Below are 20,311 nucleotides of genomic sequence, written 5' to 3'. Positions count from 1 at the left end.
CGGGGGGCGATTCCGGTTTAGTCATCCCCTTCCGCTGGGTTCTGGATCAGTATCCGGCGTGAAATGGCCGGTATGTAGTCGGAAAACCCCTGGTCCGGGATTGCGTGCCGGGAGGCTTCCAGAAAAATGGCCAGTTTGGAATCAAGCAGGTCAATGGCGTGAAGGGCCATGGCTTCCCGGGTTTTTGGAACTTCCGGGCTGCCGAATTCCCGCTCGCCGTGATGGGAAACGATCAGGTGTTGCAGGTGCAGGCGTATTTCTTCAGGTATGCCGGGAACCCGGCGGCAGAGATCGTTGAACATTTCCAGGCTGATAACAATATGGCCCAGCAACCCGCCCTGGAAAGTGGCCTGGATCGCGGGTTCAGCGCTAAATTCCCTTAATTTGCCCAGGTCGTGCAGCAGGGCCCCCATAAGCATGATGTCGCTATCCAATTCATAGTGATCCGCTACCATTGCGGCCAGGCGCACCATGGAGTCGGTGTGTTCCAGCAGGCCGCCGATGCGGGCGTGATGGATTTTCTGTGCGCCGTAGTGGCGGCTGAATGCTTCGCCGTGGTTGAGCGAGAATGCTTCCAGCAAATGGTTCAATTCGGGGTTTTTCAGGCGTTGAGACACAAAAGCGATCATGGCGTCAAAGCGGGCGTCTACGTCAAATGCCGCGTTTTCACTGAAGTCTTTGCCGTCTACGTCCATGTTGTCGGAAATTTTCTGCACGTTCCGGATATGGATCTCCCGGCGGCCATGGTACTCGTGCACTGTGCCGCTTACAGTGAAAATTTCTCCGGCGGTTATTGCTTTTTCCACTTTTTCCACGTGATCCCACACCTTGGCGTCCATTTTTCCGGTTCGGTCCATCAGGGTCAATGCCAGGAAGAGGGATCCGTCCTTTTTGTGGCGGCGGCTGATCTGGACAACCCGGAAAGGGGCCTCAACCGCCTGGCCGGATTTCAAATCCGAAATCCATTGCGTTTTGACATGCTGGAACAGGGTCATGGAGCCTCCGACGCCAGGCGGTTTTCCACCCGGTATGATATTTTGATCTCATCCAGCCAGCCGGACACCCGGTTTTCCGTTTGCAGGGTGCGCAGGTGTTTTTCGATCATGGGAGCCATATCCACCAGGCTGCGAGCGGGCAGGTTGAGGCTTCTCTGGACGGGAAGGTATTGCTGCCGGTAAAACTCCTCGATTTCGGTGAACGGTATGGTGATTTTCATCTGGAAGTTGTCTTTCAACACTTTTTCATACATGACCCGTTCCCGGATGAAGGGCTTTAAATCCTCCCGGGTCATATCGAATCGTTCCAAAAGCAAAATCACCTTTTGCAGGGAGCCGGCTTTGCGGATAATGGCGGTTTGCAGGGGATTGTAGTCTTCAGCGGTCAGTTGAATCTCTTCGCGGTATTCCAGCCAGGCGACTTTGTAATGGATCAGGTCCTCCAGTACCCGAAGGTAGAAGTCGCGCTCACTTTCATGGGGCGCGCGGAAAAACGGGTAGATCAACAGTGCGCGATCGATGTCGGAAAGGGTGATGATTTCGTTGTTGACCACCGCGGCGATGCGGTCCACCGTAAGGATGCGGCCGGATAGTGGACAGGTAAGGCTGAGCCATGCCGCCAGTACAATGATGCGAAGTTTAGAAAACATTGCCGAATCCGATTTTGACCAGGAAGGGGTTGTTCGCGCGGTCTCTGTTGATGTTCCAGGCGAAGTCCACGCGAATGGGCCCCAAAGGCGTGATGTACTTGATGCCGAAACCCAGGGCGGTTTCCAGCCGTTTCAGGCTGAATTCAGCGGTATCGGCAAAGACATCGCCGATGTCGGCGAATACACACACCTGGAATCCCTCCGTGGGAATGAGATACAGTGGTTGTGCCGCTTCAATATTAAACAACACGATGGCGTTGCCCCCCCTGGGGGCTCCGGTCCGGGAATCGATGGGGCCCAGGCGGTCATTGCCGGTGCCGCGAAAGGTATGAATCCCGCCCGCAAAAAACCGCTCGGTAATGGACATATCCCCGGAGGCGAATCCATTGCGTATCGATAGTGAAAGGGTTCCATGGCGGAACAGGGAAAAATTTTTCTGGTAGTTCCAGAAGAATTTGAAAAAAGAGTACTCTTTTTCCAGCAGAGGAAATCCGATAATCAGGTTGGATGAAAAGAATTCACCCCGGCTGGGATTAAAGGGATTGTCCCGCTGATCATTCACGTAGAGCAATGAAAAGGCGGTTGTGTCAAAGGGTTGGTCGATGCGGTCGATATCATCCGGAGTAATGTCCAGTTCCGTCAGCCGGGTACGGTACCATTTCAGGGAAGCGGAAATGTAGGAAGATTGCGCGATCCGGTGGATTACGGACTGGCTGATCCCGGAACGGATGTACTTGTATGAAGGGTAGACCTGATCTTCTTGCCAGAAGCGCAAAGAGGAACTGAGGCGGCTGCGCAGAAAATAAGGGGTATCAATGGAAACCGCCCAGCGTCGCTCTTTGGGACCCGCCTGCAGCATGGCGGAAAACGAGGAATAGGAAGAAAAGAAATTCTGCTGTTGGAATTCCAGGGTACCGCGGTAACCGCGCCGGTCTTCCCATCCCAATCCAAAACCGTAATAGCGGCTGTTGTCCGGTGTGATCTTGATCATGACATCGATCACGCCGGGAGTTTTGCGGATCTCCTCGATGGTGATATCGTTAAACGCGGGGCTGTTTTCCAGCTCGGCTTGGAATTGCGCTAAGCGGTCCCGATTGAACGCGTCGCCTTTCTGCAAGGGGAAAAGTGAGCGGATCAATTCACGCTGAGCCTTGGAGGCTTCGAGGATGATCAGATCACCGGTGAGAAATCGGGGTCCCTCATGAATGGTGATGAGGATGGACTTGCGGATGCCAGCGGATATCTCATCCCCCACCCGGATATCTGTGTATCCCCGGATGCGGTAGTGGCGGGCGATGCGTTGCAGGTCCTCGCTGAAACGTTGGGGGACAAAAGGTTCTTTCGGCCGGGTCTGGATCAGTGTCAGGATCTCTTCGCGCTTCAGCAGGCGGTTGCCGCGTAGTTGAATGGATTCCACCAATACCTGGCGGCCTTCGCGGATGTCGAAGAGAATGTTCGCCTTGGATCGTCCCAGTTCGGGAATCATTTTCACCACAACCTGGGGAAAGCCGTTGAAATAGTAATAGAGTTTCAACACCTCCAGGTCCACCTGCAAGGAACGCAGCCTGAGATAAACCAGCCGGTCGAAAACCTGGTCGTCCGTTTTGGTGATTTGACGCAATTTATCATCCGCGATGGCCTGGTTCCCCTTAAAGGCGATGGTTCCCAAGGCATAACGTCGTCGCCGCTCCACGTTAAAGGTGATGGTCTTGACATTTTCAGTGGTGGTGATACTGGATTCCACCCGGGCATCCAGGAAGCCCTTGTTTTTCAGGTGGCGCAGGATTCGGGCGCGGCTTTCCGTTTCCGCCCATATTTCAAAAACCTTGCTTTTCCAGATTGACTCGATCAGGCCCATGCGTTCGCGCATGCCCAGGAAGCGGAATTCATAACGGTATCCCGGGTCAATGGCAACAGTCAGGTGGACCCGGGATTTTTCGCTATCCAGAAAATCTTCGCGGATTTCGATTTCCGGGAAATAGTGGTGGGATCTGCGCAGGATGGTGCGGATCGACTCAATGCGCTTATGCAATTGCCGGGGGATGTAACGTCTGGAGTTCAGAATTTTTATAAAACGCGCCTTCATCAAGGGCCGGGTCATCTCCAGCGTCAGTTCAGATATGCGAGTGATGCGACCGGTTTTTACCCTGAATACGATTGTGGCTTCCGCGGCTTCCACATCGGACAGAACCTCTGCGGATATCTGTGGAGAAAAATACCCTTCGGATTTCAGGTGAGCGCGAATCTCCCCCACGGCTTTGTCCATGTCGCCGTTGTAGAGGTAAGCTCCCCTGCGCAGAGAAAACACGGCCTGATGCAGGCGCTTGGTTTTCAGGCCCATATCGTGTTCAAAACGCAGGCCGCGGATCCGCAACCGTCGTTCCAGGAGAAAAGTCAGGTTTATTTCATTTTTTGGAAGCGTCTGTACCTTAACGGTGATATCCAGGAAACGTCCCATCTGGAATAGGTGGTCCATGGCTTTGCGGACCAGCTGGGCGTTGTATTTCTCTCCCGGGGCGAGGTTGACCAGGGCGTGAAAGCTTTCCGGCCTTGAAGGCGGAAGTCGCCGGTTCAGGTAACGAAAATCAATCCCGCGGATGCGATACTGAGACAGATCGGTATGTTGCGCGCGCAGGAGGCCCGGCTGGGTGAGTACAAACAAGAGAAACATCATCACGACCCGGCGCGCAGACAAAATCATGTCAATACCGCCTCCGGCGGTAACGGATATCGATGCTGAAATTTCCTTCCTGGTTGCGCATGCCGATAAGGGAGATGGCGGGCGACAACTGGTATTGCAGGTAGTAAATCTCCTGGCGCAGGCTGCTGATGTTGGTTGAATAAACGATCAAGAGGTTTTGGGCGATCGATGTGCCCACGGTCAGGCGTGATGTTCCCTCCCTGGCGGTCCCCGCGATTACCGGGTCGATCTTCATGACCAGGTCGACGCCGAGTTTGCGGGCGCGTTTCTGAATCTCATCGGTGAGTTGAGAGGTGATCAGTCCGGTGGTGCCGATCTGTGAGCTCATTTCCGTTGATGTGGGGCGCTTGAAAAGCTCACCCAGAGAGAGCAGGGCCAGGATGTCCTGCTGAGATAGCGGCGGAGAGGACTGAAACTCGGGTTGCAGGCGGGATGAAACTCCCTTTATATTGAAACGGATACGGTAGTTTTTGATAAAGGTCTCGGATTCCAGGTTGATCACCGGGTCAATGACGAAGCGGTTGTTGAAGGTCACTCGTCCCTTGAGTAGGTTGAATTTATGGTCGGAGAAAAAAATCTCTCCGCGGCGGCTTTCCAATGATCCTTCCAGCCTGGGGAAATCCGGAGTCCCGGTGAGATGAAGGTTAAGTGCGCCTGTAATATCGCCGAAAGAGTTGTGCATGCGGATGTTGTCTTTACCGGTTAATTTCAGGTCGAAATCCAGCAGTTTCATCAGGCCCGATCCCGCCGAATCCGTTTCCGGATCAGTGTAAAACGATATGCCCTCATCCACTTCCCGTTCCCACACGCCGTCCCTGAAGTTCAAATTGCCCTGTACCAGCAGTTTTCGGTCCCTCTGTTTTAACGTCAGGTCGGCATCCATGGTAAACACCGTACGGTCAATGGGATACAGGGTCATGTTGCGACCGGAAAGGCTGAAAAACAGGTTCTGAATTTCACCCTGCTTCAGGGTAAGCATGCCGTTGCCCTCAATCGGCCCGCCGCCCATGCTGGCACGAAACGATTGCAGTGAGAAGGCGCCGTTGTCGAATGTGATGAATCCCTGGAAGTCTTCCAGGGCATGAGAAAAGTTGGGAATGGAAAACGTGGTCCCATCGAAGCGGACGATGCCTCGGATATCGGTTTTTCCGGACGGTGGTTTGGAAATCTGACCCGTCATATCCAACCGTCCATGGTTGTGTTTCCAGGGAATGACAAAGTTCAGGTCCTGCAACTGGATTCTGAAGTCCCCCTGCATGCGGTTGTTCTGCAGTGAGAGTTCCAGGTTCAAGGGTGAACTGGTTTCCATCCGCGTCAGTTTCCCCTCGGCCTTCAGCGCAAAATCGGAAAAATCAGTACTGATCGCGGCTGTTCCAACCAGGGTTCCCTTGCGTTGCAAAGAGAGATGCAAATCGGTTACCGAAAATGCGACTGTGATGGGGTCATTCAGGAACGTGCCCGATCCGGAAAAATTCACGTCGGCGTATCCGAAAAGATCTTTGGTCAGGCGCTCCATGTTGATGCCGGTGCAGGAACCCTCCAATGCGTATTCCCGGCGGGTGTAATCAATGGTCAGGTCCGTGGCGCCTTTTCCCTCCATAAAGAGGTAGGTAAGGTTCGTTAATTCGAGGCTTTCGGTGTCGGTTTGAAAGGCGCCCGAGAGATCGTTAAAAGGAATGCCATTGAAGTTCAGTTGGGGAGAAGAAAAGTTCCCACTGATTCGGGGCAGGTCGGCACCCTTTTTCAGGCTGTACACACAAGTGCCCGATCCATCACCTTCAAGGTCGATATCCAGATCCAGGATGCGGAATATCCCGGCCACGGAGCCATCCACCCGGGGAAAGCGAATCTTTAGGTGATCGTTATCACTGCTGAACTCCGCCCTGCCTTGCAGGTGGGGATCGCTGAAATCGAAACGGCCATTCACGGTTTGGTTTTTGCCGTTGATGATCCCGGCCAGTGTTTGGATCGGGACGCCGTTGGCGCGGGTGTTGTTTACCTCCAGGTGGCTGACGAAGTCGAGCCGTTTCCCGACCTTGTTGAGATCGAGGTCGAAGCGTCCTTGTCCCCCCGCGACTTTCCAGGGTTTCAAAGAGATGCCGGTATAGAATGCCAGGTATTTTTCCGTCCGGCTGAAATCTGAGAGGGTTCCCCGGGCGGTCAATCGCAGCCGGTTCCGACGGCCGTCACTTTCGCCCTGGAGTGCCATGGAGCCGAAGTCCGTCTCTAATCCGGATGATTCAAAGGTGGCGAATTTTTTTCTGCCATCGTACGTAAACCGGATCGGCCCGCGCGGATTGAATTCCGCCAGGGGGACCGGAAGCCTGTCCACCTGAACGTGTCCGCTGTATTTGCTTCCCTTGATTCGGATTTCTCCTTCAATCAAGCGACCGGAGAGGGGGACACTGTCGTAGATTTCAATGATGCGCGTCAGCTTGGCGCCCGAGAAATCCCTGAGGTTCAGATAAACCGCTTCTTCCCGGTTCGTGACGTAGAGTTGCCCGCGAAGCCCGTTTTCTGTGGCCGAGAGGTTGACATCGATGCGTTTGCTTTGGCTGTTCCATTGCGCGGTTCCCCGGACGGCACGAAAGCTTTCTTTGTTGACCTCCATTTCCGGGAAACGAAACCGACCGTTGATCGACAATTCACCATCGGGGCCGCTCGCCACCTCTGCGTTGGCGTACGCCATGCCGCGGGTACTGAGAGCGCCCAGAAGGGGTTCCAGAATATGAAATGCGGAACCGCGGAAGCCGATGTTGACTTTGAATCCCCCGTTGGGAGAGGAACGCCCGTTCCCTGACAGTTGGAAATCCGCGGTGTTCCAGGCGAATCGATGGACTTGGATCCGTTGCCCCTGTTGAGAAATCGTGGCGCTCACATCGCCTTCAACACGCACCAGTTCTTTGCTGAACGGAAAGATGATTTTCATGTGGGGGGATTTCAGGCTGTAATACAGTTGTTCTTCCACTTTATAGGATTTGAGATCCACGTTCAGCAATTCCACCAGGTACTTGCCGGCGGAAAATCTGAAGCTTCCGCTATTGATGTTGACGCGGTTGAGCATGAAGGGCGCGCTTTTGTCCGCGGCGCTTTTTTGCGGGGATGGAGCCATTACGATACGCGGTGAATCCACTTTCAGGTTGATGCGTCGGGATGATGAAAAAAGTGAGGAAAGGGGGATCGTGATCCGGGCGGATTTAAATGATATGCGGGAACCGGGAGAAACGGGAAGAGAGTCAATCCCGTGGATGCGAACTCCCGGAGGAAACAGGTTCAGGCTGAGTTGTGAAAAGTTGATGGGGCGGGTCAGGCGGCGATTGATCTGGTGAAAAGCAACGGTTTTCAGGCCGAAATAGAGCCCAACCAGCAGCAGGAGGGTAAAAAAAAACCAATGATCCTGCGGTGTTTACGTCTCACAATGTCCTATTTTTTAACCTTTTTCCAGTCTTCCAGGAACCGGGCCATGCCTTGATCGGTCAGGGGATGGTTCAGCAGGCGGTCCAGGGTGGAGAAGGGCACGGTGGCGATGTCGGCACCGATGAGGGCGGATTGGACGAAATGCAGGGGGTGGCGGATTGAAGCCACGATCACCTCGGTCTGGATGTCGTAGTTGCCAAAGATCTGTACGATCTGTTCCACCAGCTCCATGCCGCTGCCGGAGATATCGTCGATGCGTCCCACGAAGGGCGAAACGAAGGCAGTCCCGGCCTTGGCGGCCAGCAGGGCCTGGGAGGGAGAAAAAACCAAAGTGGTATTGGTGCGGATGCCCAGTTCGTACAAGCGCCGGATCACCTTCAGACCTTCACTGTTGATGGGAACCTTGATGACCACGTTCTCCGCCATATCGGCGTAGCGCCGGGCTTCCTCCACCATGGCGTCGCTGTCCAGGGCCGTCACCTCAACCGAGACGGGACCGGGCACCAGGGCACAAATCTCTTTCACCAGCGGCAGGAATTCGCGGTTTTCCCGGGAAACCAGGCTGGGATTGGTGGTGACTCCATCCACCATGCCCATGTCCAGGCCGCGGCGGATCTCGTCAAGGTTGGCGGTGTCGAGGAAAATCTTCATAGATGGCCTCCAGCGCGCATTATACCAGATTCACCAACGGGTTCAAACCCGGACGGATTCTTTTTCCCGTCGACTGCTCAGACTCTCGCTTGGCGGGAAACAAAGCCCAGACGGGTTTTGATCCATTCGCCGAGGGAATCAAAGATGGCATAGAAGGTCGGCAGGATGATGAGGGTGAAAAATGTGGAAGTGGTGAGTCCGCCCAGGATCGCCACACTGATGGGAGCCCACATCTGCGCCCGCCCCTGGGATCCGGGGAAAAGCCCGGGCAGCAGGGCGGGGAGAGCCAGGGGCAGGACCCCGAAAATGGTGGTAATGGCGGTCATGACAATGGGGCGCATGCGATCCTTGCCGCCCTGCACGATGGCGTGGTACTTCTCCATTCCCTGGTTTCGCAGGGTGCGGATGTGGTCAATGAGAATAATGCCGTTGTTGACCACGATGCCGAACAGGGTCAGCAGCCCAAGGTAAGAGGTGTTGTTCAAGGTGATGCCGGTCAGGGTGAAAAACAGGGCTACGCCGAATAGGGCCAGCGGTACGGTGAGCAGGATGGTAAAGGGGTGGACAAAAGACTCAAACAGGGAGGCCATGATGATGTAGATAAACACCAGGGCCAGGATGATCGCCAGGTTGGTGCCCTGCTGGGATTCCTGGAATTGTTGCCAGCGACGGCCGAAACTCCAGGAATAGCCTTCCGGAAAGGGTATTGTGGCCATGGCGGCGGTAATGGTTTCCGACAACTGCATCATGCCCTGAACGTTGGCGTTGGCGGTGATGCTCAGCCGGGATTTTTTGTTTTCCTTTTGAATCGACATCGATCCCATGCGGTACGAAAAGTCGCTGACCGCGGATAGGGGAATGCGTTGGGTTCCGGTTTGCAGGGCGATGTTGCGCAAGTCGTCCTGGCTCAGGGTATCCGCGTTCCTCAGGTTGAGGATGATGTCGATTTCCTTGTTTTCCGTCTTGAATTTGCCGATGGGGCGATCTGAAATCGAGTTCTGGATGGTGCGGGCCACGCGGCGGCTGTCCACGCCGGAGCTTTCGGCCCGGTTGCGATTTACCGTTACCAGCAACTGGGTGTCACCGCCCTCCAGGTCGGAGGTGACGTCTTCGATGATATCGAGTTTGCTCAGGGCATCCATGACCCGGGGAGCCAGCTCGGTCAGGCGGGTGAAATCCGGCCCGATCAACTCCACCCGCATGCCGCCCGATGCACCGCCGCGATGGCGGCGCTCGCCGAATTCAAAACTGATGCCCGCATCGCGGGGCAGGGTTCTCTTGACCGTTTCCTTGAGTTCGGCGATTGTGGGTCCGGTTTCTTTCAGGTACATGGAAACCTCGCCGCGGTACCGTCCGCGCCGGCTGCGTTCGGTACCATAGTCCGTGGTAAATGTTTCCACCGCCCACTTGTCCTGGTTACGTACGATGATCGATTCGTAGCGGTTGAACAGGGCCTGCATCTCTTCCAGGGTGATGCTGCGCGGCATATACACCTGCAATTCCAGTTGGCGCTCTTCCGATCCCGGCATGAACTCCCTCTCGATCCCTGCCAGCATGACAAAGGTGGAAACCAGAATGGACGCGGCCGCCAGTACGGTGACCAGGCGGGTTTTCCATGAGCGGATTGTCCAACTTACCACTTTTTCATACCCGTTGGTGGCGTGAACCAGCCAGCGCGCCTTGGGTTTGGACTTGCCGGTGAGCAGGCGGCTTCCCGCCAGGGGAATAAAGGTCAGGGATACCACCAGGGAGGCGATCAGTGCCAGGGAGATGGTGAGGGCGAAGTCACTCATCCAGCGACCGAATCCGGATGAAGACATGAAACCCAGGGAGGCGAACACAACCAGTGTGGTCAGGGTGGAGGCTGTGACCGCCATGGCCACTTCACTGCTGCCGCGTACCGCGGCTTCCACCGGGGCAAGTGCCTTTTCCTGGCGCATGCGGAAAATGTTTTCCAACACCACCACGCCGTTGTCCACCAGCATGCCCACGGCCATCATCAGGCCGCTTAATGAGATGATGTTGATGGAAATGGAAGAGTTGAACACCGCCCGGTACAGGTACATGAAACTGAAGGTGAACACCAGGGCCATGGGAATGGCCACCGCGATAATCACCGTACTGCGCAGTTTGCGCAAAAAGAAGAGCAACGTGAGAACCGCCAGCAAGCCGCCGATCAGTCCGGCGATGGACAGGTCTTTCAGGCTTAGCAGGATCTCTTCGGACTGGTCGTGAAAATAGAGGGTCTGCAGGCCCGCCAACTGGCCGTCGTCATAACCCATCTCTCTCATAACGGTACGCACCCGTTGACACACATCCACCACGTTGGCGTTGGATGCGCGATAGATGCGGAAACTGATGGCTTCATGACCGTTCAAGCGATAAAAGGACTCTTTGCGCGGGTAGTCGTAGGTGATGTCGGCCACATCACGGATGCGCAGCCCCTTTTCGTTCAGAGGCAGGCGGGAAATTTCTTCAGCCACTTTCAGTTCGCCGGGAATCCGGACCAGGTAGCGGCGACGGCTGCTGTCTTTTTCTTCCTCCAGGTGGCCGGCCGAGATGTTGATGTTGTTGTTGCGGATGGTGGAGACCAGGTCGATGATGTTGATGCCTGATGAGTAAAAGGCGTCGGGGTGCAGGTGAATCATCAACTGCTTATTGCGAATGCCGCGGATATCCACGTTGGCCACGCCTTCGATGCGCTCCAGGTCGGGCTGGATCATATCCTCGGCCTTCTGGTAAAGCGTATGCAGGGGCATGCCCGGCACGGTGAGGCTGAAAGAGATGACGGGGAAATCCGAGGTAGACCAGCGCCGGATCTGGATGCGTTCGACATCATCGGGCAGCTTGTCGCGGATCTGGTCGACCTTGTCACGGATCTCCATGGAGGCCAGGTCCATGTTGGTGCCGTTTTCGAACTCCATGTGGATGCGCGCGCTGGATGAATGGGAAGTGGAGCGCAGGACCTTGAGGTTGTTGATGGTGGCCAGGATGTCTTCCAGGGGCCGGGTGATGGTACGTTCCACCTCTTCCGGCGAAGAGGAAGGGTAAGGGACCCAGACCATGAGTCCCGGGAAAGAGATGTCGGGCATCATCTCCAGGGGCAGGCGCACCAGGGAGATAATGCCGATGGTGACGAACACCAGCATGGCCACCACGACCGTTACCGGGCGTTTCAGCGAGAATTGAGGCAGGTTCACCGGGCGTCCTCCACCGGGGAGGGCGCCGGTTTATCCGGAACCACCAGGCTGTAGACAATAGGGATAAAGACCAGGGTCAGGAAGGTGCCGAAGATGAGTCCGCCGATCAGGGTGACGGCCAGGGGAATGCGGATTTCAAAGCCCTCTTGGGTGTCCAGAGCCATGGGCAGCAGGCCCAGTACCGTGGTAATGGTGGTCATCAGGATGGGGCGCCAGCGAACGCGGGCGGCCCGCAGGATGGCCTCACGCCGGGAGAGGCCCCGGGACTGTAGTTGGCTGGTGTAGTCCACCAGCACGATGGCGTTGTTGACGATGATTCCCGACAGGATAACCAAACCGATGAGCACGATGACATTAATGGAAATTCCCGCGATCAGGCCCGCCGCCACCACGCCGATAATGCCCAGGGGAATGGTAAACATGATGATAAAGGGTTTGCGGAAAGATTCGAACTGAGATGCCATAACCAGATAGACGAGGAATACCGCCAGCAGGATGGCAAACACCATGGAACGGAAAGCCACGTCACGTTCCTGACTTTGGCCGGCCAGGCGGATGCGGCAGTCATCCGGGTGGTTGATGGATTCCGCGGCTTTCATGATGCGCGAAGAGGCGCTTTCCAGGTCGATGCCAAAGATATTGGCGGTCACAACCGCGGCCTTCTGCTGGTGCATGCGGCGGATTTCCGCCGGGCCTTCGCTGATGCGCACGTCGGCGATGGCACGCAGGGGGACGTTCAGCCCCAGGCCGTTGCGTACGTGGATGCGGCGGATCTTTTCCACCTGGTCGCGGAAGTTTTCTGAAATGCGCACCCGGATATCCACTTCCCGGTCACTCTCAATAAATTGGGTGGCCACGTTGCCTTCGATCTTGTCCCGCAACTGTTCGCCCACGCTGTTGATGGTCATGTTCTGTGAGGCCAGCACGGCGCGGTTGAACAGGATCTGCACTTCGGGGTAGCCTTCTTCCATGGAGGATTTGATGTCGATCAGGCCTTCAATACCGCGCATTTTCCCTACAAGCTCGTCCGAAACCCGTTTTAATTCGTCCAGGTCGTTGCCGGAGATGACCACCTCCAGCGGCGCCTTGAAAGAGAAGAGGCGGGGACGGTAGACTTTTATCTTCAGGTCCCGCATGGAATCCAGCTCGGATCGTACCCGGTTCATAACTGCTTCTTCCCTTTTTCCCAGAATGCCCGGCTTGAGACGGATGGTGAGCTCGGAGAGGTTTTCCCTTTCTTCCTGGAAAGAGATACCGCCCCGGGAGCCTTTACCCATCAGTTCATAAACGCTTTCCACTTCGGAATAATCCTGCAGGCGGCGCGTGATTCCGGACACGGTTTCGGTGTTTTCCGCCAGCGAAGTGCCCGGAGTGAATTCGATGTTGACCAGGAATTCCCCCTGAGAAATCACGGGGATCAACTCCTGGCCCATGAAATTGAAGGCCGTGATGGACAACAAAAAGATGCCGAGTACGGTGAACAGAATCAGGCGGCGCCGGGACAGGGAGCGTTTCTGTATTCGTCCGTACCAGGCAAAAGCCCGCTCATACACCCGGTCCAGAGGACGGAAAACACGCTGGAAAAGGCGGTTGATGTGATCTTTCGAGTCTTCTCGCCGCAAGGCGGTATACAGCATGGGCACCAGGGTCAACGACACCACCAGAGAGGCCAGCAGAGAAAACGTCACCGTCAGGGCCATGTCGCGGAACAATTGCCCGGCCACACCTTCCACGAATACAATAGGGAAAAAGACCGCAACCGTGGTAAAGGTTGAGGCGGTAACGGCGCTGGCCACTTCGGACGCGCCGGTCAGGGCCGCGTTGTACAGGTCTTTGCCCTGCTCGCGTTGGCGTTGGATGGACTCCAGTACCACGATAGAGTTGTCCACCAGCATACCGATGCCCAGGGCCAACCCACCCAGGGAGATGATGTTGAGCGTGATGTCGAAAGAAAACATGAGAAAAAAAGTGATGATAACGGAGATGGGAATGGCCAGGCCGATGATAATGGTAGTGCGCAGGTTTTTCAGGAAGTAGAGGAGCACCAGTATGGCCAGGATTCCGCCCATGATGGCGGTGTTGATCACCTGGTTGATTGTGCTCTTGATAAACCTTGCCTGGTTGGTGATGAGTTCGTATTCCAGGCCGCGGGGGCTGAGGATGTCGTTTTCCACTTTTTTCAGCCGGGCAGTCAGGGCATCCGCCACCTTGACGGTGTTGGCGTCCGCCGCACGGTATACCGCCGCCTCAATGCATTCCCGGCCGTTGATGCGGGAAATCACTTTGCGCTCTTTGTATCCGCGGAAGACTTTGGCCAGGTTCCCCAGTTTGATGGGAATGTTGTCGCGTTTATCGATAATGATTTCGTTGATCTCGTCCACGGTCTTGAATTCGTTGACCGTGCGCACCAGGTATTGGCTGTCCTCCTGTTTCAGAATCCCTGCAGACAGGTTGACGTTTTCCTGGGCCAGGCGTTGGGCCACCTGGGCGACCGAGATATTGAGCAGGCTGAGTTGGCGTTCATCCAGATCGATGTGGATCTCGTCTTCCAAACCGCCGGAAATGGAACAGGAAGCCACGCCTTCAATGCTTTCAATCGCCTGCTTGATGTCGGTTTCCGCCAGGTAACGGATGCGACCCAATCCCGGTTCTCCGGTGATGCCCAACTTGGCGATGGGCTCGGTGTTGGGATCGTAGCGCAGGATCACCGGCTTGCGGGCATCCACCGGCAAATTGAGCAGGTCCAGTTTCTCCCGCACTTTCAAGGTGGCGAAGTCCATGTTGGTGTGCCAGGCGAACTCCACGGTGACTTCAGACATTTCCGCCCGCGAGATGGAAGAGATATTGACCACGTTGTCCACGACGCCCACGGCTTCTTCCACGGGTTTGGTGATGATGTGCTCGATCTCGGCCGGAGCCGTCCCGGGGTATTCGGTTTTGATGGTTAGGGTCGGATAGGAAATGTGGGGTAGCAAATTGAGGTTGAGGCGGGAGAAAGAGATCATGCCGAAGATTATGGCGGCCACGGAGAACATGAACACCGTTACCGGGTGGCGAAGAGAGAAATGAACGATTTTCATTTGAGGACGCTGACCTCAACACCGTCTTTCAACATTTCCGCCCCCTGGATGATAATGGTGTCACCCTCTTCCAGACCCTCGACGATCTCCACACGATCGTCTTCAGTGACGCCCACGCTTACGGGAGCGGCAACGGCCTTGCCTTCGCGAAAGCGAAACACCAGTACCTGGTCGCGCTGGTAGAGTACGGCGGTGCGGGGGATGACAAGAGCGTCTTCACGGCTGCGGGTCACGATGTTGACCTCCACGAACATGCCGGGCTTCAGGGTGAGGCTGGAGTCGTTCACTTCAATGGTCACCTTGACCGTGCCCGATTGCACGTCGATGCGGGGGTTGATTAACTTGATGTGACCGGTAAAGGTCCGTCCCGGCAGGGTGTCGGAAGAGATCTCGGCATTCATGCCGGCCTGAAGCTTATTGATGTCCGCCGCGGGCACGAAAACCCGGATTAAAAGGGGAGAAAAGTCCTCAACTGTGTACACGTGCTGGTTGGCGGTGACCCGGTCACCCACCTCAATGAGTCGCTGGGTAACGAAACCGGAAACCGGCGCGCGGATGCGCGTGTAATTCAATTGCAGTTCAAGGTTCTTGAAGTTTTCCGTTTTGTTTTCGAATTCAAGGCGGGACTGGCGGTAGCGTGCTTCAGATGCCTGGAAGTCCATATCGGAGATCAGTTCGTTTTCCTTGAGTTCCTGGTTGCGCTGGTGGTTGTTTTTTTCTTCTTCCAGGGTCAGGCGCGCCTGCTCCAACTGGATTTTGGCCTGCTGGTGGCTGATGCGGATTTCGGTGTCATCCAGGCGGGCGAGGATGTCTTTTTCCCGTACCCGGTTGCCCTCTTCGCGCACCACCTCTTGCACGTAAGCAGACAAACGCGCATAAACGTCCACGCTGCGCTCCGGTTCCACGGTGCCGTTTAGCACCAGGTGCGTACGGATCTCGCCACGGGCCGCCGTGCCCAGCCGCACCAGCGGTTTGTCCCCCCCGCCGGCGCGGCGGGCCATGATCTGACGGGCCTGTTCTTCGGAGATGCGCCCCTCTTTCACCGCCTGTTGCAGCCGCGAAGGCATTTGCGCTTTTTCGCCGCCGGATTTTGCGGCGGATTCACTTTTGGCTTGCGGCGGTGAAGTTTTTCCACCCTCGTTTTTGTCTTTTCCGCAACCGGAAAAGAACAGGACCATGATGGCCGGCACAATAAACGCACGCTTCATATTGACTCCTCGTGGGGAAAGTTCCATTTCACCGGGATTTCGTCTGAATTATACGAAATTTTACCCTGCGTGGTTATGCTTTTAGTGTAACATAATTGTAACAACACCGCGGGGAGATCCGGCGGCGACGCGGGAATGCGCCGCCGCCGCAGGTGTTTCAGTGAATTTGTTTTTCGTACCAACCGGAACGATCGGGCTCCTCAGGATTGGTTACCTTCCCGACAGGGTTCTTTTTCAGTTCTTTCAGCAGGTACTCCACCGCGGTTTCCAGGCTGGGATCTTTCCCCTTGGCCACGGCATCCGGGCGGTCGTAGACTTCCACATCGGGATGGATGCCCACGCCTTCCACCACCCACTCACCGTCGGTGCCCACGATTCCCGACATGGGCACCGCGAAACTGGGGCCATCCACCAGCCCCGGGCTCCAGCCGTATCCGATCAGGCCGCCCCAGGTGCGGGTGCCGATCAGGGGACCTAACTTGTGTTTGCGAAACCAGTAGGGGAAGTTGTCGCCTCCCGAGGAGGAGTAGTGGTTGATGAGCATGACCTTGGGGCCGTCGTGGGCGTACATAGGTTCCGGGCGAAGCCTGAGGTCGCGGCGGTGCCAATAACTCACCACGTTGCGGGAAAGCGCTTCTATCATCTTGCCCGGGCTCCAGCCGCCGCCGTTGTAACGGTCGTCGATGATCAGGGCTTGCTTGTGGCGCAACGCGTACAATCCCTTGAACAACTCGCGGTTGCCGTCCACGGCTGTATCCGGCACATGAATGTAGCCGATGCGTCCGCCCGAGAGGCGTTCCACCATCTCACGGCGCTCACGAACCCAATCCAGGTACATGAGCCGGATCTCGGAAACCACGGGGCGGATCCAGAACGTGCGGGCATCCTTGTCTTTGAGGTCGGCTTTAACGGTGATCTCCACGCGTTGGCCCGCGGTATTTTCCAGAAAGGCGTAGGGATTGTCGTTGAGGCTGACATCGGAACCGTTCAGGCGGATGATGTAATCCCCTTCACGGATATCCACGCCCTGCTCGGTCAGAGGGGAGCGGGTCTCTTCGTTCCAGTTTTCACCCGCAAAGATGTGCTGGATGCGGTAGTGTCCGGCTTTTTCATCAGCCGCAAGTACGGCCCCCAGCAGGCCGGTATCCACCCGTTTTACGCGCTTGAAATCCCCCCAGTTCACATAGGTGTGGCCGGCATTCAGCTCTCCCACCATCTCACCGAAAATATAGTCCAGATCGGCGCGATGGGCCACGTGTTCCAGCAGGAGAGCGTATTTCTCTCGGATTGCTTCCCAGTCCACGCCGTGCATGTTGCGCACGTAGAACCAGTCCCGGAAAATGCGCCAGCCCTCGTTAAAGGTCTGGCGCCACTCTTTGCGGGGATCAATCTTCATGCTGAGGTGTTCCAGGTTCAGTTTTCCGGCGCCTTTTTTCTGTCCCGGTTTCACCTCCACGATGCCGTAACCCCGGCCGGCTGCCCGGTACAAAAGCTTTTTGCCGTCGCGGCTGACATCGTATCCCTGGATGCCTTTAAGCACCGCCTTGGCCTGCTTTTTTTCGAGGTCAAAATGGAATAATTCGTCGCCTTTGGTATAGAGCAGCGCGTTTTCAAGGGCCACCAGGCCCCGGTAGTTGTCGGCATCCAGCGGCAGGACCACCACCCGGTCCGCCAGGTGGTTGAATTCAATGCGCGTTTCCGCTTTTTCGCTGGTTTTTTTTTGCCTTCAGACGCTTTCTTTTGGTGCGGATCTACTTCACGGTCGTTTTGCGGCGGGAACAGGGGCGGGGTATCCGTGGTCAGGGGGACGGCATAGATGCGTTCCGCCCGGTTGTAGATGAAATCAAATTCGTAGTTGGAAAAATTCATGCGGAAATCGCGCTTGGAAACAAAAAACAGGTAGCGACCACAGGCGGAGAATTCGGGCGCGTAGTTGTCAAAACCATCATGAAACAGCAAATGGCTTGTTTGCTTTTCCACAGAGTAAACGTAGAGGGAATCCAAAAAATTGTCACCGCTCTTGGAATACGCGATCCACTTGCCGTCGGGTGACCAGGCGCAATCTGTAATATCTCCACGCTCGCCCTGGTCCACTATGGTGATTTTACCCGAAGCCACATCAAGCAATTGAAGCTTGCGGTTCATGTCCGCGAACAGCAGGCTGGCGCCGTCGGGCGACCAGGAAGGCGGGTATTTCCACACTTTGTGGTCGCGGGTCAACTGGCGCGGCGGGGTTTTGGCAGCCGGATCAAGCAGGAAGATCTCGTAATCTCCGGTGCGGTCCGATATACAGGCGATGGCTTTTCCATCCGGAGACCAGGCGGGAAACATTTCCCGCACACCCTGGGAACGTGTCAGGTTATAGGTGATGCCTTTTTCCGCGGGCACGGTATAAATATCTCCGCGGGCGTCGAAAACCGCCCGTTTGCCGGATGGAGAGATGGCGTAGCCGAATCGCGACACGAATTCAGCGACATTGCGGAACCGGGGCAGGGTTTGCGGTCGATCCGAGGCAATGCGTACGGAAACGGCCCGGGTTTCTTCAGTGGCGGTATCCAGGACATGAATGCGTCCGCCCTTCTCAAATGCCAGCAAGCCGTTGTGGCCGGAGGGCCACAATACGTCGTTGTCGCTGAAGCGGGTGACCTCGCGGGTATTGCCGCTTTCCAGGTCGTGGGCGTACCAGTTCAGCCTTAGATTGCGGTCACTGGTGAAGTAGATGGTATTGCCGAACCAGTAGGGATGCTGGTCCGTTCCCGCAAATGTGGTCAGGCGCCGGGCCGAGTCCTTTTCCAAGTTGTAGATCCAGATATCCTGGGCGCGGCCGCCCCTGGTGCGCTTCCAGGTGCGGAATTCGCGCGAGATGGGAGTGTAAACGATTTGTCGTCCATCCGGAGAAAAAGAACCAAAGCCGCTTTCCGGGATGGACAATGGTGTTTCCAATCCTCCCTCCACGCTGACCAGGAAGTATTTGCCCATGCGCTTGCCGTAGGGGGTGCGGTTGGCCCGGACCAGGATACGGCGGCTGTCGGGTGTCCAATCCAGCACGATGTGGTCGAAACCGCCGCGCGGAGGCATGATTCCCACGTCGTTGTACCAGGTGAGTTGCCGGGGCGTGCCGCCGTCGGCGGGAATCACGTACACCTGGCGTGAGCCGGAGTACTCGCCGGAAAATGCGATCCACTTGCCATCCGGTGAGATGCGCGGAAAAATCTCCATGCCCTCGTGGGATGTGAGGCGTCGGGCGTTGCCCCCCGCAGCCGGCACGGTCCAGATGTCGCCGGCGTATGCGAACACGATGCGATCCCCGTTGATGTCGGGGGTGCGCAGCAATCGCGCTTCTTTGTCTTCAGCGGCCAGGTAAACGGCCAGCGTGAATACCAGTATGGCAGTGATAAATTGTTTCATGCATCCTCCTGGGGGTTATTGGATCCGTTTTGCCGGTAACGGCTGCGCGGCCCGAATATTCTCTATACGGGGAGCGGCCGGGTTGGTTCAGGTTGCGGAATGAAGCGGATTTTCGAAAGTTCGCAGTAAAGTGTCAGCGCTGTCTTTGAGTCAGTTATAGGCGGCCTGGATTTCAGGGTCCTCCTGCATCAGGGGACCCGCGAGTTCATCCATGTTCATGGCTTTCCAGAAGGGCAGTTTTTCATGGATCTTCATGTACTTTTCCGGAATGGGATGGGTGCCCACCACCACGGGAAGTTCGTAGCGGGCCTCGATGAACTGCTTAAACTGGCGCAGGCGCGGGCAGGGGGGATATCCAACCACCAGGCCCGTGGCCAGGTGGATGGCTTCGGCGCCGTTGCGTTTCATCTCCTCGGGGACGTATTCTACGTTGCCGCCGGGGCAATCACCGCAATAGGAATATCCGACCAGTTCAAGGGATTCTTCGGCGGGGTAAACGGCAAAACCGCCGACCCGTTCCCGCATGGCGCGCAGGCATTTGCCGCCGCCGCAGGTCTGGTAACGTCCACAAATAATGATGCCGATGCGCATGAATACCTCCAAGTTTCACTTTACGCCCTGTTCGTCAGGGAGTCAAACGGGGAAAGTGAAAAGATAAAAGTCGAAAGTCGAAATAAAAATAAGGAAAAAACCCTGTTTATGCTTTTTTCTACTTTCTGCCTTCTACAAGTTCTTTCAAGACCCCAAGCAGTTCATTCCGAGTGCATCCTGGAGATCTTTCAAGATCATCATGCAGCACTCGAGCCTTTTTATTCTTTCTTCCTTATTCTTTATTCAAGGCCCAAAGGGCTGGTGGCCAGGGGCGATTGGCAAGGGAAACCGTAACGCTTTTTTTTTGGATCATTTGGATTTGGGTCATTTGAATTTGTTTGGGATTTAGAATTTGGGATTTGAAATAAGGTGGCAGGAGACAGTGTACGGGCGGTTCGCGAACCGCCCCT

Annotated in this window: 11 protein-coding genes; all 11 read right to left on the bottom strand. The window is 55.9% G+C overall.

Annotation, left to right across the window (positions count from 1 at the left end; all coding sequences use genetic code 11):
* Window positions 1-17: 17 nt before the first annotated feature.
* Window positions 18-995 carry an HD domain-containing protein gene (locus ENN40_05645; GenBank protein ID HDP94828.1) on the bottom strand — a complete coding sequence of 326 codons (978 nt, stop codon included), beginning with the start codon at window positions 993-995 and terminating at the stop codon, window positions 18-20.
* Window positions 992-1,645, bottom strand: a complete 654-nt coding sequence (locus ENN40_05640) for a hypothetical protein (protein ID HDP94827.1) — start codon at window positions 1,643-1,645, stop codon at window positions 992-994. The genes ENN40_05645 and ENN40_05640 overlap by 4 nt, the downstream gene beginning before the upstream one ends.
* Entirely contained in the window at window positions 1,635-4,346 is a 2,712-nt protein-coding gene (locus tag ENN40_05635; GenBank protein HDP94826.1) for a hypothetical protein, read from the bottom strand. Before ENN40_05635 ends, ENN40_05640 begins: the two co-directional genes overlap by 11 nt.
* Before the next feature lies 1 nt (window position 4,347).
* Entirely contained in the window at window positions 4,348-7,458 is a 3,111-nt protein-coding gene (locus tag ENN40_05630; protein ID HDP94825.1) for a hypothetical protein, read from the bottom strand.
* A 311-nt stretch (window positions 7,459-7,769) separates the two neighbouring features.
* The gene (gene fsa / locus ENN40_05625; GenBank protein ID HDP94824.1) at window positions 7,770-8,414 is read right to left on the bottom strand and encodes a fructose-6-phosphate aldolase; all 645 of its coding nucleotides are present in this window, start codon (window positions 8,412-8,414) and stop codon (window positions 7,770-7,772) included.
* A gap of 77 nt (window positions 8,415-8,491) precedes the next feature.
* A complete protein-coding gene (locus tag ENN40_05620; GenBank protein ID HDP94823.1) occupies window positions 8,492-11,614 on the bottom strand; it encodes an efflux RND transporter permease subunit in 3,123 nt (1,040 codons plus the stop codon).
* Window positions 11,611-14,694 carry an efflux RND transporter permease subunit gene (locus tag ENN40_05615; protein ID HDP94822.1) on the bottom strand — a complete coding sequence of 1,028 codons (3,084 nt, stop codon included), beginning with the start codon at window positions 14,692-14,694 and terminating at the stop codon, window positions 11,611-11,613. The genes ENN40_05620 and ENN40_05615 overlap by 4 nt, the downstream gene beginning before the upstream one ends.
* The gene (locus ENN40_05610; GenBank protein HDP94821.1) at window positions 14,691-15,929 is read right to left on the bottom strand and encodes an efflux RND transporter periplasmic adaptor subunit; all 1,239 of its coding nucleotides are present in this window, start codon (window positions 15,927-15,929) and stop codon (window positions 14,691-14,693) included. Before ENN40_05610 ends, ENN40_05615 begins: the two co-directional genes overlap by 4 nt.
* Before the next feature lie 130 nt (window positions 15,930-16,059).
* The gene (locus ENN40_05605; GenBank protein HDP94820.1) at window positions 16,060-17,442 is read right to left on the bottom strand and encodes a hypothetical protein; all 1,383 of its coding nucleotides are present in this window, start codon (window positions 17,440-17,442) and stop codon (window positions 16,060-16,062) included.
* A complete protein-coding gene (locus ENN40_05600) occupies window positions 17,349-19,310 on the bottom strand; it encodes a hypothetical protein (GenBank protein HDP94819.1) in 1,962 nt (653 codons plus the stop codon). The genes ENN40_05605 and ENN40_05600 overlap by 94 nt, the downstream gene beginning before the upstream one ends.
* Before the next feature lie 150 nt (window positions 19,311-19,460).
* Window positions 19,461-19,901, bottom strand: a complete 441-nt coding sequence (locus ENN40_05595; protein ID HDP94818.1) for a CGGC domain-containing protein — start codon at window positions 19,899-19,901, stop codon at window positions 19,461-19,463.
* Between the last annotated feature and the right edge of the window lie 410 nt (window positions 19,902-20,311).

It is taken from the genome of Candidatus Aminicenantes bacterium (assembly GCA_011049425.1).
Classification (GTDB): domain Bacteria; phylum Acidobacteriota; class Aminicenantia; order UBA2199; family UBA2199; genus UBA876.
This window is presented reverse-complemented; position numbering and strand designations above follow the sequence as displayed.